Raw genomic sequence first — 15643 nt, 5'->3', positions numbered from 1 at the left:
GCCATGCGGCCGATAACATAATTACAAGAAATCTTTAAAATTTAAGCTGTATATTTTAAGTCCAGAATTCTTGATCTGAAGAAAAGCACTTCCTCTGCGCCATTGTACTTATCCCAAGCACAGGTATACGCAGAACCTACTATTGCACCCTGCCAAATGAAAAGGAGTCCGATCCCTGCCCATGATGAACCGTAAGAACAAACTTATGAATGCCGTATCGCTAGCTATTATCGGAATTACCGCTATTGTACATCTTCTAGCCCGCAGGTTCCATGTGTTCGACCAAAACATGCACGCCCAGGAGATGCTCTCCTCTGCCCAAATGGAAGGCCAATTCGGAGCCATCCTGAACGTGCTGCTTGTTTTGCCTGCACTGCTGCTGGCGGTTACGCTCGTCATTTACAGCCGCAAGCCGGACCACCCGTGTATTCCCTATATGCATACCTTAGTCCTAACCCTTGGCAGCATCTCGATCATTGCCGGCGCAGGGGGGCATGTCGAATTTCACTTTTCCATCTTCATGGTGATCGCGGCCCTCTCTTACTATAAAAATATAAAGCTCATCTTCTGCATGACCGGCATATTTGCCGCGCAGCATATTCTCGGGTTTCTTCTTATTCCGGAGCTTGTGTTTGGAACGACGAGCTATTCCTTGACGATGCTGATCATTCATGCGGTATTTCTCATTCTTACCTCGGCTGCAACCAGCTGGCAAATTCACAGCACTCTGCGGATCGAAGCATCCTTGAGAGAGGCGCAGCATCAGCAGCGTGCTGCGATGATGAATGACATCACGTCTAAGCTGGCCGACTCCACCCGCCAATTGAAGGAGACCGCTGAGCGGCTGGCCGGGCAATCCAGGCAAAGCACCGGACTAAGTCAACATCTGGGGAAGATCATCGAGGACATTGCTCATGGAACGAGGGAACAGATGGCTGCGATGGAGCAAAACCGTGCCATCATTCTCGAAATTGGCGGAAGCATCCGCCATGCGGCAGCATCGGCGTCGGAAGCCGCCGGGGCCTCCGAGGAATCCGCGCGACAGGCGGAATTCGGCAGTCATATCATCGGCAATATTTTATCCGAAATCAAGAATACCGGTCACTCGGTCGACCAAAGCCGGAATACGTTGATGGTGCTGAACCGGCACGTCTCCCGAATCGGTGATATTCTCGAGGTAGTCCGAGGCATTGCAAGCCAAACCCATCTCCTGGCATTAAACGCGTCGATTGAGTCGGCAAGAGCCGGGGAAGCGGGCAGGGGATTTGCCGTCGTTGCCGGCGAAGTACGTAAGCTCGCCGAGCAATCCTCGGCCTCTGTCGGCGAAATCACCGAACTGATTGACAGCATACATAGGGAAACCGCCGATCTGCTCGGCAGCATCGGCCAAGTCCACGACAATATGAGCTCGGGAGTACGGGTCGTCGATCAGGCGAGGGCCTCGTTTGATGTCATCCACCATGCCGTGAAACAGTCTTCCGACCAGATGAAGGAAATATCCGCCGCGACGCAGCAGTTGTCCGCCGGCTCCGACCGGATGAATCATTCGATTCAAGAAATGACCCGTTTTACGAACGATACGGCCGCCCACGCTCACGACATCGTCGAAGCTTTCCAAGAGCACGCCGCATCCATCCGGCAGGTGTCGGATGCCGCGGATCTTATGGCAGCGCTGGTCACGGACTTGAACGGCATCATGGACCAGTTGGCGAAAGAGGCGACCGATTAAATGCCTCATTCGCCTGCCAAGGCTTTGAACGCTTTCAGTACATAAAAGAAGAGACCGCTTCGTGGTCTGCAGCCCATCTATTCCCGTGTTGTAGGTGGGCTGTTTTTTTCATCCTAATGGAAGTTTTACCGTAAACTCGGAGCCGACCCCCACTTCGCTCCGTACCTGGATGCTTCCCCCATGGACTGAAACGATCTGATGTGCAATCGACAGTCCGAGCCCTGAGCCACCGGCGATTCTTCCTCTTCCGGCATCGGCGCGATAGAACCGGTCGAACAAATGCGGAATCGCTCCCTCCGGAATTCCGGATCCGGTATCGGTGATCGAAATCGAGACGCAATCATGAATGATCTGCATGCAGACCGTAATCTTCCCGCCTTCCCGCGTATGTCTTAGCGCATTCGTCAATAAATTCAGAAACACCTGCTTTATCCGTCTAGGATCCAGACATACCGTCGGCATATCTTCGTTACAAGATACGGCCAGACTAACCCCATATTCATCCGCTTCCGGCTGCACCAGCTCAATCAGCTCCTCCATAAGCATAGGCAAGTTCGTTGGTTCTTTGTTTAATATAAGCTCTCCGGCTTCCGCCGTATTCAGCAACTGCAGTTCATCCACTAGCCTGATCAGCCGCAGCACTTCATCATGCACGGAGAGCAGCGCTTCCGGCTTAACGGTCCCTTGAGACTGCTGAATCAGCTCGAGCTTGGATTGAATGATCGCCAGCGGCGTCCTAAGCTCATGCGCTACATCCTCAACAAGGCGCTTTCGATTATCCATCAAGTCGCGGAGCTGGGTCGTCATCGAATTAAATGCCTCGCCGACCTGACCGTATTCATCGGCCCGTTCAATCGGGACTTCGGTGGCAAGCTCACCGCCCGCTACCCGGCGCATGACGCGTATCAGCTTGTTCAAGGGATTCATGATTAGCCCAGAAAGCCAGTAGCCGAGGATCAATGCCGCTCCCGCAATAAACAAAGTCATGTTGAAGGCCTTGATCTTCATCTCTGCGAGGATATACTGGCTTACCCCCTCCAAAGAGATCATTCCTTCATTGCTTCCACCGCCATCCGTGTAATATCGGGCGAATAGGCTACCCAGGTAACCTTGCGTCGTCCCGATATAGGCCGCACTGACAAGGACTACCAGGACGCCCATCGCCAAAAAGATTTTGCCCCGCACACTCATCCTTCTTCACCGAACCTGTATCCGAATCCGTACACCGTCTGAATATATTTCATCCGCTCCGGATCATTCTCCAGCTTTTTCCGAAGCTTGCTGATATGGGAGTCCAGCGTGCGTTCATAATTCATGAAATCATCGTCCATGGCGGCTTTTATTAACTGCAGCCGGCTGAAAACGACGCCTGGTCTTGAAGCCAGTGTCAGCAAAATTTTAAACTCGGTCGGGGTCAGGGGAATGAGTGCGCCGTTTCTTGTAACCTGGCATTTGGTCAAGGAAATACGAAGATCTCCCCGCTCAAGGTCGGCCGGTTCGTCGTTTCTCGGATCGATTCTCCGAAGCAATGAACGGATCCGGGAGGCAAGCTCCCGCAAACTAAAGGGCTTGGTCATATAATCATCCGCCCCCAGCTCCAGGCCGATAATTTTATCCGTTTCCTCCGTTTTGGCCGTTACCATAATAATGCCGCAAGAGCTGACCTGTCGTAACTCCCTGCAAACGTCAATGCCGCTCTTACCCGGAAGCATCCAGTCAAGGACTACGATCGCGGGCCGTTCCCTGCGTGCGGCTTCCACCGCGTCAAGACCATTGGTAACTGCGTATACGAGGAATCCTTCGGCCTCTAAATATTGCTTCATCGACTCGAGCATCGCCTTTTCATCCTCTACTATCATAAGTTTCGTTTCCATAAGCATAATTTCTCCTCATTCGTTTGTAGCCATTATAACCCGGATATGGCCATAAAAAGTGCTCTTACACATAATCAATAGATCGTTTCCACAAGTTCTACACAATCGGACGGTAAACTGGTTACATCAATGAAAAGGCGAAGGAGAATTGAACTTATGAGAACTTGGATTATGATTGAATACGGAATCACAATCGCTCTTGTGCCGCTCTGGTGGCTGGTCTATTCCCGAGCTCGGCATGTGCTTGACCATAACACTTCGGAATCGTTCCATACCCATCTGCGCAGCCTGCGATTCCGGTTATGGCCGGCCGTCTGCTTGACCACGGTCAAGCTAGCCGCAACGATTCGGATGTGGATGACCGACTGGTCCTTCGTCGAAGACAAGGTGCTGATCCAGTGGCCGCTGTACCTATGCGGCATGTTCGCCATTTTCATGTTCTCGCTTCCGGAACTCTATCGGCGCGAACAGTCCGCCTTCTCTTCCACGAAGGGGAGAGCGGGAGGGCTATCTAACCCCATCATATTCCTGCCGTTTTCGGCAGCATTTACCGCATCCGCAGCTTCCGCGATCCAAATGCTGTTCTTCGCGCAATCCCCGCTACGATTCGAGACGTTATATGGGGTTTGGGCAGGGTTTGGTCTTGGGGTTGCTTTCCAAGCCTTCACTTATCGAAGGCACCTGAATCGTCAAGCCGCAGGCGGAAAGTTAGCCAGGCAAGAAAACTCAGGGAAACGCTTCCTCCGCATGGTCCAAAAGGGCTTGGTGCTTCTTGTTGTCGTCTCGACGATCGTTGCATCCGGACTGCTATCATCCAGACTTCCGGATCGGATGAGCATGATGGATCACGGTACCCAAAGCTCCCATGGAGGCCACGCCAATGCAAGCCACAATCTTGCAGGTCTCGATCATGCAGACTCGCCTGTGTCTGCGGCTGTAATGAGCCCGGAAGCCGTCAGCGTCGAGGACCTGAGAGGTCCGCAAGATGCGCCGCCGGACCGCTCTTTTACAATATCAGCGTCAAAGCTGATAACAACGCTTCCCACCGGAGAACATTCGGAACTCTGGACCTTCAATCAAACCGTCCCGGGACCAGAGCTTCGAGTAAAGGAAGGCGACCTGGTCGAAGTCGTATTGCACAACGTTGATATCGAGGATGGCGTCACCATCCACTGGCATGGCCTGAATGTCCCGAACGGCGAAGACGGCGTAGCGGGGCTGACGCAAGATGCTGTGATGCCGGGAGAACGGTTCGTTTACCGTTTCATTACCAATCAGACGGGAACTTACTGGTATCATTCGCATCAACAATCCTCGGTTCAAGTTGCCAAAGGACTCTACGGCACGCTAATCATCGAACCGAAGGAAGGTATCGCGGAGGATGTCGATATGACCGTCATGTCCCACTCTCACGGGACGAGCAACGGCAGCACGATTACGCTGGGTCCCACTGGCGTGCTGTCGCGCCGGATCATTGAACCGGGTACGGCCGTCCGTATCCGGCTCATTAACGCCCATAACATGCCGCGTATTTTTTACGTATCGGGAGCGCGGTATCGAGTAGCCGCCATAGACGGGGTCAATCTGAACGGACCGGAATGGATGGAAGACCGGCCGCTTCTGCTTGCCGCCGGCGGAAGGTATGATCTCGCCTTGGTCATGCCGGAGCATGCCGTTTCGGTGTCGCACAGCCTGGGTACGATCAACGAAACCAGCGAGGCCGTTGTCCTCTCGGCCACGGATCACGACATGCCGGCTCCCGGGGTTGAGGGAACGATCTTTGACCCTGCATACTATGGCGCTCCGGCGCCGGTTCCCTTTGATTCCGACACGAAATATGACAAGGCGTTTACGCTGGTACTGGACAATCGGGTTGGATTTTATAACGGAACCATGACCAATTTACAGACGATCAATGGGTATGTCTTTCCGGATACGCCCTCGCTGATGGTAAGTGAAGGCGATGTCGTCAAAATGAAATTCGTCAATCGCGGATTCATGGATCACCCGATGCATCTGCACGGCCATCACCTATTGGTGCTGAGCCGGAACGGCATACCGGTTCAGGGCAGTCCGTGGTGGACCGATTCCTTGAACGTAGCCCCAGGCGAAGTGTATGAAGCCGCTTTTGTTGCGGATAATCCCGGACTGTGGATGGATCATTGCCACAACCTGGAACACGCCGCGGCAGGGATGTCCATGCACCCCGAGGGAGTCTACACTCCATTTGAAATCGGCCGGTCTACGGTCAATATCCCTGAATGATGTGTGGAAAAGTACGCGGAGGCAGTGAAAAACCCTTCCGGGAGCAGTGCCTAAAGGCTTGCTCTTGGAAGGGTCATTTCAGCGTTCTCTATTGTTCTCCCGTCTGAAACTGCTTCTTGGCCCATTCCGCATACGACGGATGGCTGTCAAGCAGCTCCTCGTGGGTTCCGCTGCCGGTAACCCTGCCGTGCTCCAGCACGATGATCTGATCAGCCGCGACTACGGTGGACAGCCGGTGGGCGATCACAACCGTTGTCCGCTCGATCATCAGGTTGCCAAGCGCCTTCTGCACCTCATGCTCAGAGTCGCTGTCCAGACTTGCGGTCGCCTCGTCGAGCAGCAAAATATCCGGTTGCCGGAGCAGCGCTCTCGCGATCGCCACGCGCTGCCGCTGCCCGCCGGACAGCTGAATCCCCCGCTCGCCGACCTCCGTCTCGTATCCCCGCGGAAGCGACTCGATGAAACCTTGGGCATAAGCAAGCCTTGCCGCTTCCGCTACCTCTTCATCCGTCACCGGCTCCTCGCGCCCGTACACGATGTTATCCCGGATGGACCCGGTCATGAGCGGGCTGTCTTGGGATACGTAACCGATCTTGCGCCGCCAGGAGTCCAGTGAGTAGTCCCGGATCGATTCCGAGCCGAAGACGATATCTCCGCCGCTTGGCGCATAGAAGCGCTCGATCAGCGAGAATATCGTCGTCTTCCCGCTTCCGCTCGGCCCGACAAGGGCCGTAACCTTTTTGGCAGGAATGGAAAAGGTCACCTCGGACAGGATCGTCTCGCCTTCATGGTAGGCAAACGTCACATCCTCAAAGCGCAAGTCGCGGTGCCCCTCGGGTGCCGGGCGAACGGCACGGTCGTCCCCTTCCGACCGGTATTCCAGAATCAGCCGCAGCCGTTCCGTAGCGGCCATCACCTTTTGCAGTTGAGAATAGAAGGTCGCAAACTGGCTGAAAGGAAACATGATCTGGAACAGCAGCAGGATGAACGACACCAGCTCTCCGGCGCTAAGCGCGCCGGAAGAGACGCGAACGCCGCCGTAGCCGATAATGACCACGAGCAGCACAACCATCACCATGGACATCAGGGGAACAAGCACCGCGTTGATTTTGGCTTCCTTCATGCCGAAGCGGTACAGGCTGTCCATATCGCCGAAGCCGCTTTTCTCTTCCTTCCGTTCCGCATTGGACGCCTTGACGAGGCGGATCTCGCTGATGACCTGGGTCAGCATGGCGGAAAGCTGGGCAAGCTGCCCGTACATGCTGATGGAGATTTTGTACATTTTTCCGCCGATGGGCATCAGGATGCCGAAACCTACGGGCACGGCCACCAGGATGATCAGCGTCATCTGCCAATCCAGATAGAAGAGAATGGCCACCGCGCCGATCACCGTCAGCAGATTGGAGCAGAAGGCGATAAGGTGATCGGTGATCAACGTCTTGATCTCGTTCGTATCATTCGTTACCCGGCTCATGGTTTCGGCCGAGCGGTGACGGTCAAAGAACGGAACCGGCAGCGACAGTACCTTGGTCCAGAGCCGTTTGCGGATTTTATTGACCATCTGGTTGCCGACGTATGCCAGCATGTAGTAGGATAGTCCGCTGGCTACAGCTTCAAGCAGGAAGAGCGCAGCCAGCGACGCGACCATGCGCAAATTGAACGAATCCGTCGAGAAGCTGTCAATGAATTGGCCGGTGATGAGCGGGACGACCAGTCCCGTCACCGCCCCGACCAGGCTCAGCAGGATCGCTGCCGCAAGCACCAGCTTCGGCATGCCTGCAGCCTGCAGCAGTCCGGTAAAATACCGGACGGTGGTCCTCGTTACTTTGCCTTTCTCTTCCGCAGCGTTTTGTTCTGTTCCGATTCCCATGTCAGATTCCCCCTCCCAAGGTTAAGACAGATACGTTTCCTTGATAAACCGGCCGGTATGCGAGGCTTCGACTGCCGCAACCTCCTCCGGCGTGCCGCTGGCTACCACGTCTCCGCCGGCTGCCCCGCCGCCCGGCCCGATATCGAGAATCCAGTCGGAGTTCCAAATCAGATCGAGATTATGCTCCACGAGTATCACGGTATTTCCCGCATCGACCAGGCGGTTCAGCAGGACCAGCAGCTGCTTCACATCCCCCGGATGAAGACCGGTAGACGGCTCGTCGAGCAGGTACAGCGTATGATTTTTCGTTTTCTTGCTGAGCTCCTTCGCCAGCTTGATCCGCTGTCCTTCTCCGCCCGAGAGGGTGCGAACCGACTGCCCCCACTTCAGGTAACCAAGGCCCACGTCACAGAGCAGCCTGGTCAAATCCATGATTTTCGGCTGGTCTTCCAGAACGGACAAACTTTCCTCCACCGTCATATCCAGCAGATCGGAGATGGAGAAGCCGTTGTATGTCACGCGGAGCACCTCTTCCTTGAAGCGTTTCCCCTTGCAATCCGGGCAGCGAACCTCGATCTCCGGCAGAAAATGCATGTGCAGCGGGACGACGCCCAAGCCCTGGCATGTCTCGCATCGGCCGCCCTGGGTGTTGAAGGAGAAGTGCTTGGCCGTCAACTTGTTCCGTTTGGCTTCCGGCAGCCCGGCGAACCAGTTCCGAATATGGGTGTACACATCGGTATATGTGGCCACGTTCGAGCGCTGCATGCGGGATACCGGAGATTGATCGACGGTGATCAGCTGGCCAACCGCCTCCCACCCTGTTATTTCTTTACATCCCGGCGGCGTCTTCCGCTCGCTTCCCGATTCGGCCAAAAGATCGAACAGCAGCGTGGATTTGCCCGAGCCCGATACGCCCGTTACGGAGATCAGCGTGCCGAGCGGGAAGGAGGCCGTAATATGCTTCAGGTTTCTCAGATGCGCGTCATGGATCGTCAGCATGCTTCCGTTGCCGCGTCTGCGCCGCGGCGGCTTCTGTGCATCGTTCTCGCGGAAATACGCTCCGGTCACGGAGGCCGGCTGTTCCATCAACTGCGCCAGCGTTCCCTGTCCGACAACGGTTCCGCCCATCGCTCCCGCACCAGGTCCAATATCGATAATATGGTCGGCAGCCCGCATCACGTCCTCGTCATGCTCGATCACGAGCACCGTATTGCCCAGATCCCGCAGCTGCTTCAGCACCTGAATCAAGCCGCGGGTATCCTTCGGATGCAGTCCGGTGGTCGGCTCATCCAGAATATACAGCACGCCCGTGAGACCCGAGCCGAGAATGGATGCGAGCCGAAGCCTCTGCGCCTCGCCCCCCGACATCGTGATGACCTGCCGGTCCATCGTCATATAGCCGAGACCGACATCGATGATGCGCTTCAAGCGGACAATCGAATCATGAATGAGCGGCTCAACAATGAACAGCTGGTCGCTGCTCAGCTTCTTCATGAGCGCTTCCATCCAATGGAGGGCCTCGCCGATGGACCAGGCGTTCACTTCCGTGATCGGCGTTCCGTCGACCAGTACGCGTCTGCTGTCCGCCTTCAGCTTTGTGCCTAGGCAATCCGGACAGACGGATTCATGGAATAATGCGGCCTCGCCGGATTCGCTTCCTTTCTCCCGGTACCTTCGCCATATGCCGGTCACGACGCCTTCGAACTTCCCCTGTCCGACCGACTTCGGCGGCTTGACGTCCGGGAAATGGCGGCTGAACGCCTCGCTCTCCACGCCGTAATAGAGGAGGTCCCGCTGGGCTTCGCTGTAATCCCGGAGCGGCAAATGCTCGTCAAACGTGAAGCCGTAGTGCTTCGCCGCGGCCTTCAGAATGTTCGTGTTGTAATCGATAAGCACGCTGTACCAGATGGTGACCGCGCCATCGCGCAGGCCGAGCTCCGGTCGGAACACCGCTTCCAGGTTTAAATCCACGGTGTGACCGAGCCCGCTGCAGGTTCCGCATGCACCTTCCGGCTTGTTAAAGGAAAAATGGGACATCGTCAGCTTCTCCATGGCATGTCCGCATCGCCTGCAGTGAACCGTCTCATAGGAGTCTGTGGCCTCGTCGTCCTCCGAAGCGCCGTGGTACGACTCGCCTTCGACATTCGGCACGACGGTATCGCCGCAGGACGGGCATTTCCGCTCACCCAGCTTGGCATACAGAATCCGCAGCAGCCTGTAGATGTCTGTCACCGTTCCGATCGTGGAACGCGGGTTCCGGTTCGTGATGTGCTGGCCTACGCTGATGGAAGGCGAGAGCCCTTCGATCGCGTCCACCTTCGGCTTGCTTACCGAATCCGACACCATGCCCATGGATTCCATGTACTGCCGCTGACATTCACGTTGAAGCGTGTCCATCGCCAGCGTCGACTTGCCTGAGCCGGATGGGCCGGTTACGACGACCAGCTGGTATTTCGGAATTTCCAGGGAGATGTTTTTCAGATTGTTTTCTCTTGCGCCGCGAATTTTGATGGATCCGTTCATGATAACCTCCTAAAAGTTTTGTGGAGCATATGCTTCGAAGGAATTTCTTCGCAACAAAACTCGCTTCGGAAGCGTCCGCTCAGTTTTGTGGAGCATATGCTTCGAAGGAGTTACATCGCAACAAAACTCGCTTCGAAAGCATTTGCTCAGTTTTGTGGAGCATATGCTTCGAAGGAGTTACATCGCAACAAAACTCGCTTCGGAAGCGTCCGCTCAGTTTTGTGGAGCATATGCTTCGAAGGAGTTACTTCGCAACAAAACTCGCTTCGAAAGCACCAGCGCCGATTACATCCCCATATTACAACATTGATGCAAGTACAAAATTTCAGGATTCGGATCTTTGGCGCATCGCGATTTTTTGAGCTCAATCCCGTCACGATGCTTTAAGGTTTAGTGATAATGTTGAGCGACTGCGTTTCTGCAAAAATATCCCGCTAGCCTTTTAACTTGCTGTTCATCATCCGGTGATCGAAATGGTATACAAGGATCCGCTTCATTCCCGTGGTCCGTCATGGTACAATCCACCCAGAAACGTAAATGTACGAGCCCATCCGGAGGAGGTAGAAAACCATGGGAATCCGGCCGATCGAGATCGCCAGAAAGCTGGGCATCAGCACAAGCGCGCTTCGGCACTATGAGAGCTGGGGCATCGTTCCGCCGACTGAACGCACTGCAAGCGGCTACCGGATCTACACCGAGGAGCATGCGGCATACTTTGAATGCATCCGGGCCATGTTTCCGGGCTTCGGCGTCGATGTTACGAAGAAAGTGATGAAAAAGCTGCAGGAGAAGGAGCTTGATGAAGCGCTATGGATCATCAATGAAGTGCAGGCCCGGCTCCATCGCGACAAAACCCTTGCCGAACGAACGATCCGCATTCTGGAGACGGAGCAATTGGATGATGCCGATTCCCATGGCCGCAAGGATAAGATGACCATCGGCGAGGTCGCCGCCGAAACCGGCGTTGAAGCCACGGCAATCCGGCATTGGGAGAAGGAAGGGGTCATAACGCTGCCGCGCGATGAAGAGAATGGCTATCGGACGTTCAACCGGGCGCTGGTCCGACAAATCCTGATCATCCGCATTCTCCGTTCGGCCAATTATCCGCTTGAGGTCATTAAGGATGTGCTGCAAGAGCTCCAGCACCACCAGGTCCATAATGCAAGAAGGCTGTTTAAAGAGACGCTTGTCTATTTAAATCACCTGAATCACCATCAAATCCGCGGCGTCCATTATGTGTACCGCCTGTGTGAGGTGCTGAAGCTGATATAATCAAGGCCGCAGGCCATCCAACGTAATAAAGGAGATGTCCGCAAGATCAAATGATCTTATGGAACATCTCCTTTTGTTCGAATCCAAGGCAGCTCCCGCCAAGCGTCAGCCTGCTAACAGGCTCTTAAGGCGGCTAGTCGATGACCAGTACGGTCTTGCCGCGGGCATGTCCCGTTTCCACCAGCCGGTGCGCCTTCGCAGCTTCGCTGAGCGGGAACGCATGCGAAATGTGAATCTGAAGCATTCCCTGCTCATATAAACGAACCAGCCCATTTAACCGGGATTGGGATCTTTGACTGCGAATCGCCAGAACGCCAAGCTCAGGCACCGCTTCAAACGAGGCGATCGTGCCGACCCGGCTCCTGTCGTTTACCAGCTCTACCGATGCCCGCAAAGCCTCCTCGCCCGCCGCATCCAAAGCTGCATCCACCCCCTCGGGAGCGATCTCCCTCACTCGATCAACCAGACCCGGACCATAGAGGACCGGAACCGCGCCAAGCGAGCGCAGATAATCATGGTTCCGCTCGCTTGCCGTTCCGATGACCTGCTTGGCTCCAAGGGCCAAGGCGATCTGGACGGCAAAGGTCCCTACCCCGCCGGCAGCCGCATGAATCAATACGGTGTCGCCGGCCCCTACCCGCAGCTGCTCCAGGGCCGTATGGGCTGTTTGCCCGGAGGCGCTCAGGACGCCGGCTTCCTCCCAGCTCATGGATTCAGGCTTTCGCACGATCTGATCCGTACTGACGACGACATACTCCGCATAACAGGCTAGGAGCGACCATCCGAGCACGGCGTCCCCCGGCGAGAAGCCGGCTACCCCCTCCCCGACCTGATCGATCGTGCCGGCAAACTCATTTCCTACGATTTGAGGCTGTTTCAAGGTTAACGGCGGAGGCGTCCATCCGGTGCCCCGCACCGCGCAGTCGGCAGGCTGCACGCCCGCACTCCTGACTTTTACCCGCACCTCGCCCGGTCCTGCCTGCGGATCCTCGAAGTTCATGATGCGAAGGACCTCCGGCGGCCCGATCGAAGAAAAAGCTGCTGCTTTCATGGATCTCATCCCCTTTTATCGATTGATCTTCCTCTCGACTTCATTCTATAATCACCAATAGATAATAAAAAATATAAAATAATCCATGTATATATATACTGAAGTATATAAGGAAGGCAGGAGATACGATGGAGCTGCTGCAGCTGAAGTATTTTGTCACGGTCGCCAGGCTTGAGCATATGACCAAAGCCGCCCAGGAGCTTCGCATTGCGCAGCCTGCCCTGAGCAAGACGATTTCCCGGTTGGAGGAGGATCTCGGCACCCCCTTGTTCGAACGGCAGGGACGGCATATCCGGTTGAATGCCTACGGCAAAGCGTTTTTGGCCAGAGCCAGGGCGGCGCTTCAATTGCTGGAGGAAGGACGAAGGGAGGTTGCCGATCTGGCGGGGCTGGAGCGCGGCCGCATTCATTTGGCTTTATCGAACATGGAGCAGCTTCGCGAGCCGCTGCGACTGTTCCTGGAAGAGCATCCCGAGATCAATTTCCACATCGTTCAATCCTCTATGGAAGACATGGAGCAGACAATCGAGTACAGCGAGGTCGATTTCTTCCTCACATCCATGCCGATCAAGCATCCGGATATCGACCACCTTCCCCTGCTCGACGAAGAAGTATTTCTGGCGGTCCCTCCGGCCCACCGGCTGGCTTCAAGAGCCTCCGTCCATTTAAGCGAGGCCGCGCAGGAGCCCTTTGTCGGTTATAAGGAAGGGCATCCCTATCAAAAAATGAACAACGAGTTTTGCAGCCAGGCCGGTTTCATCCCGAACGTCGTATGCGAGGTCGAGGATCCCCGCACGATTGCCGAACTCGTGCGCAGCGGATTCGGCGTAGCGCTCATCGGCGAATGCAAGAGCGGCGAGGAATTGAAGCTGGTCAAGCTGCGCATCGAGCAGCCCGAAGCCCGCCGCACCTTCCGCATCGCCTGGCTGCGGTCCCGATATTTATCCCAAGCCGCACGATCTTTTCGCGATTTTTTGGAGAAGTATTATCGGCTGCAGGGAATCGAATTGACCCCGTCATGAAGCCGCGCTTATCGCGCGGTTTTCCTATTATGTAAAGATGTATCCACCAGAACCGTACTCGAAGAATCCGATCGACCCTACGCGGTCCTTTCCAAGCCCTATTGACAACGAGTGAGTGAAAAAATAATATTGAGTAAACACTCAATTTCCGCTTTCAGGTCGATATTCGCCTGACGCTTGGGCCCGTATACCGATATCATAATGATGAATGTCCCGCTCTTTTTCGAATCGGCAGCCCTTCAAAACGAAGTTCATATCAGGACCGAAATTCCAACCACAAAGGCGGTATTTACTTATGCCAACCAGCAAAGCGAATGCAAAAAAAGAACGGATTCTTCAATCAGCTTTAAGCCTGTTCTCCAGACAGGGATACCATGCCACAACGACCAAGGAAATCGCTGCCGAGAGCGGGGTAGCCGAAGGCTTGATATTTTATCATTTCGGTGATAAACGGAAGCTGCTGCTTGATATCGTTCGCAACTTTTCCTTTATTCCGCAAGTAGAAGCAGATGCGGATGCGCTGGCTGAGCTGTCGACGGAAGAGGCGTTGGTCCGCTATGGCTTGAAGTATCTCGAGTTTCTGAAATTGAATCAGGAATATATCATGCTCATCTGGTCCCCGGAGTTAGTTAACGATGCCGAGGTATCGGCTGAAGTTGCCAGCCTGATCGACGGATTCGGTACGGCGGGCAGGAATATGTTGAAACGCCAGGGAGCATCCGGGCCTCCTCAGGAATTTACCGTCCAAGTCGCCATGATGACGGTCACCTCTTCCATTCTCGTTTACTTCATGCTCCATTCCCGTTTCGGCGAGGAGTTTATGCCGCTTGGTGGCGAGGCGTATGTCCGGGAGCTTGTCCGTTTGCTGATGCACGGATGGAGTTAGGAAACATCCGACGGGATCGGTAATGCATACCAATATGTTTATATTGTCATAATGGTTAATCCTTGTAAGGCCCTTTTTTAAGCAGGCTGCTGTCCTGGCGTATTGCATAAGATGATTTCCTGCTGATTGCTTAAGCAATTTTCGCTAAAGCATCAGCTAATTTTATACTCATAATTTGAGTGTCTACTCAACTTTTTGTTCTGTTGAAGGACCTTTGAAGGGAGAGAATTGTGATGATGGTGGATTGGAACTCGGAAATGCTGTTATGGCTGCTGCCAGTCGTATTCTTCCTGCACGATGGCGAGGAAATCGCAAGCATGGAGCACTGGATTAGGAGGAACAAAGACAGCCCATGGCTCTCCAAAGTATCGTCCATCCCGATAAGGTGGGATAAAAATCTGACGCTTTCTTTTACATTTGCCGTACTGGTGCTCGGCTTCGTGCTCACCTCCGTAACCTGGCATGCCGCTGTTCGTTATGACACGGTCGGCAGCATGCCGTTTCTATACGCCGGATTCGTTGCGGTGTTCCTCCTGGACGGAATAAAGCATGTAGGGGCTACCGTCCTGCTGCGGAAATACACTCCCGGTGTGATTACCGCTGCTCTTCTTGAAATTCCCTTTGGAGCTTACGCTCTATACAATCTGATCCACCAGAAAATGATCGATCTCGGAGCCCTTGCCCTTGGCTTGGCCATCGCAATGCCGGTCACGCTGTTTCTCGTATGGTTGGGTCTGACCATCGGCATGCGACTCGCCCCGGTCCGTAACGTGCCTTTTGAATAATTCGCTTCCTTTCAGCTTGATTCTCTAATTATTACATCGTCTCCACGAATGTTTTGATTGGTGTCCGTGCGAGATCTCGGAGGGAGCCTCCTCGCATCCGAAAAGGCGTATCCCGGTAGTCCCGGGCTTCATATAAGCCAAGCGATCGATCATATCGTAAAAGGATGGCTTCAAGCGGATTTTAAGCGCCGCAAGAAAAGCCGGCTTGGTGGACATGCGAATAAATCTCCCCGCCCCCTCATGGCCATTCCCCGGTCATCAGCCTCAATAAGCAAGCTGTTTGACTTTTGCCCCCAGCTGCCATATAGTTCAATAATGAAACTATTTCACACACGAACTATATGGCTCGGGAAAGGAGGGCTATCG

General features: G+C 54.5%; 11 protein-coding genes. 6 read left to right on the top strand and 5 right to left on the bottom strand.

The features are described from left to right. Window positions 1-181 precede the first annotated feature (181 nt). The gene (locus tag NSQ46_RS08630; protein WP_341342276.1) at window positions 182-1729 is read left to right on the top strand and encodes a methyl-accepting chemotaxis protein; all 1548 of its coding nucleotides are present in this window, start codon (window positions 182-184) and stop codon (window positions 1727-1729) included. 108 nt (window positions 1730-1837) lie between these two features. On the opposite strand, the gene NSQ46_RS08625 is transcribed toward NSQ46_RS08630, so the two are convergent. Together NSQ46_RS08625 and NSQ46_RS08620 are read right to left on the bottom strand one after the other, a co-directional pair. After that, on the bottom strand, window positions 1838-2920 hold the full coding sequence (locus NSQ46_RS08625; protein ID WP_040737838.1) for a HAMP domain-containing sensor histidine kinase: 1083 nt from the start codon (window positions 2918-2920) through the stop codon (window positions 1838-1840). Continuing rightward, window positions 2917-3603: a response regulator transcription factor gene (locus NSQ46_RS08620; RefSeq protein WP_028406075.1), complete on the bottom strand. Its 687-nt coding sequence runs from the start codon at window positions 3601-3603 to the stop codon at window positions 2917-2919. The genes NSQ46_RS08625 and NSQ46_RS08620 overlap by 4 nt, the downstream gene beginning before the upstream one ends. Before the next feature lie 156 nt (window positions 3604-3759). On the opposite strand from NSQ46_RS08620, the gene NSQ46_RS08615 reads away from it, so the two are divergent. After that, complete coding sequence (locus tag NSQ46_RS08615) at window positions 3760-5868, top strand: multicopper oxidase family protein (protein WP_007127611.1); 2109 nt, start codon at window positions 3760-3762, stop codon at window positions 5866-5868. 88 nt (window positions 5869-5956) lie between these two features. On the opposite strand, the gene NSQ46_RS08610 is transcribed toward NSQ46_RS08615, so the two are convergent. Both NSQ46_RS08610 and uvrA read right to left on the bottom strand, forming a co-directional pair. Next, window positions 5957-7738 carry an ABC transporter ATP-binding protein gene (locus NSQ46_RS08610; RefSeq protein ID WP_007127610.1) on the bottom strand — a complete coding sequence of 594 codons (1782 nt, stop codon included), beginning with the start codon at window positions 7736-7738 and terminating at the stop codon, window positions 5957-5959. Window positions 7739-7759: 21 nt separating this feature from the next. Further along, window positions 7760-10261: an excinuclease ABC subunit UvrA gene (gene uvrA / locus NSQ46_RS08605; RefSeq protein ID WP_341342277.1), complete on the bottom strand. Its 2502-nt coding sequence runs from the start codon at window positions 10259-10261 to the stop codon at window positions 7760-7762. Window positions 10262-10831: 570 nt separating this feature from the next. Here uvrA and NSQ46_RS08600 point away from each other — a divergent pair. Beyond that, the gene (locus tag NSQ46_RS08600) at window positions 10832-11533 is read left to right on the top strand and encodes a MerR family transcriptional regulator (RefSeq protein ID WP_028406071.1); all 702 of its coding nucleotides are present in this window, start codon (window positions 10832-10834) and stop codon (window positions 11531-11533) included. Window positions 11534-11666: 133 nt separating this feature from the next. Here NSQ46_RS08600 and NSQ46_RS08595 read toward each other — a convergent pair whose 3' ends face one another. After that, on the bottom strand, window positions 11667-12584 hold the full coding sequence (locus tag NSQ46_RS08595; protein WP_028406070.1) for an NADP-dependent oxidoreductase: 918 nt from the start codon (window positions 12582-12584) through the stop codon (window positions 11667-11669). Between the two features lie 128 nt (window positions 12585-12712). Here NSQ46_RS08595 and NSQ46_RS08590 point away from each other — a divergent pair, with 128 nt between their 5' ends. The 3 genes from NSQ46_RS08590 to NSQ46_RS08580 all read left to right on the top strand — a co-directional run bounded on the left by NSQ46_RS08590 (window position 12713) and on the right by NSQ46_RS08580 (window position 15277). Next, window positions 12713-13606 carry a LysR family transcriptional regulator gene (locus tag NSQ46_RS08590; RefSeq protein WP_028406069.1) on the top strand — a complete coding sequence of 298 codons (894 nt, stop codon included), beginning with the start codon at window positions 12713-12715 and terminating at the stop codon, window positions 13604-13606. Window positions 13607-13901: 295 nt separating this feature from the next. Next, a complete protein-coding gene (locus NSQ46_RS08585; RefSeq protein WP_007127605.1) occupies window positions 13902-14492 on the top strand; it encodes a TetR/AcrR family transcriptional regulator in 591 nt (196 codons plus the stop codon). A 233-nt stretch (window positions 14493-14725) separates the two neighbouring features. Beyond that, the gene (locus NSQ46_RS08580; RefSeq protein WP_028406068.1) at window positions 14726-15277 is read left to right on the top strand and encodes an HXXEE domain-containing protein; all 552 of its coding nucleotides are present in this window, start codon (window positions 14726-14728) and stop codon (window positions 15275-15277) included. Window positions 15278-15643 lie beyond the last annotated feature (366 nt).

It is taken from the genome of Paenibacillus sp. FSL M8-0142, from assembly GCF_038597315.1.
GTDB classification, from domain to species: Bacteria; Bacillota; Bacilli; order Paenibacillales; family Paenibacillaceae; genus Paenibacillus_AQ; species Paenibacillus_AQ lactis.
This window is presented reverse-complemented; position numbering and strand designations above follow the sequence as displayed.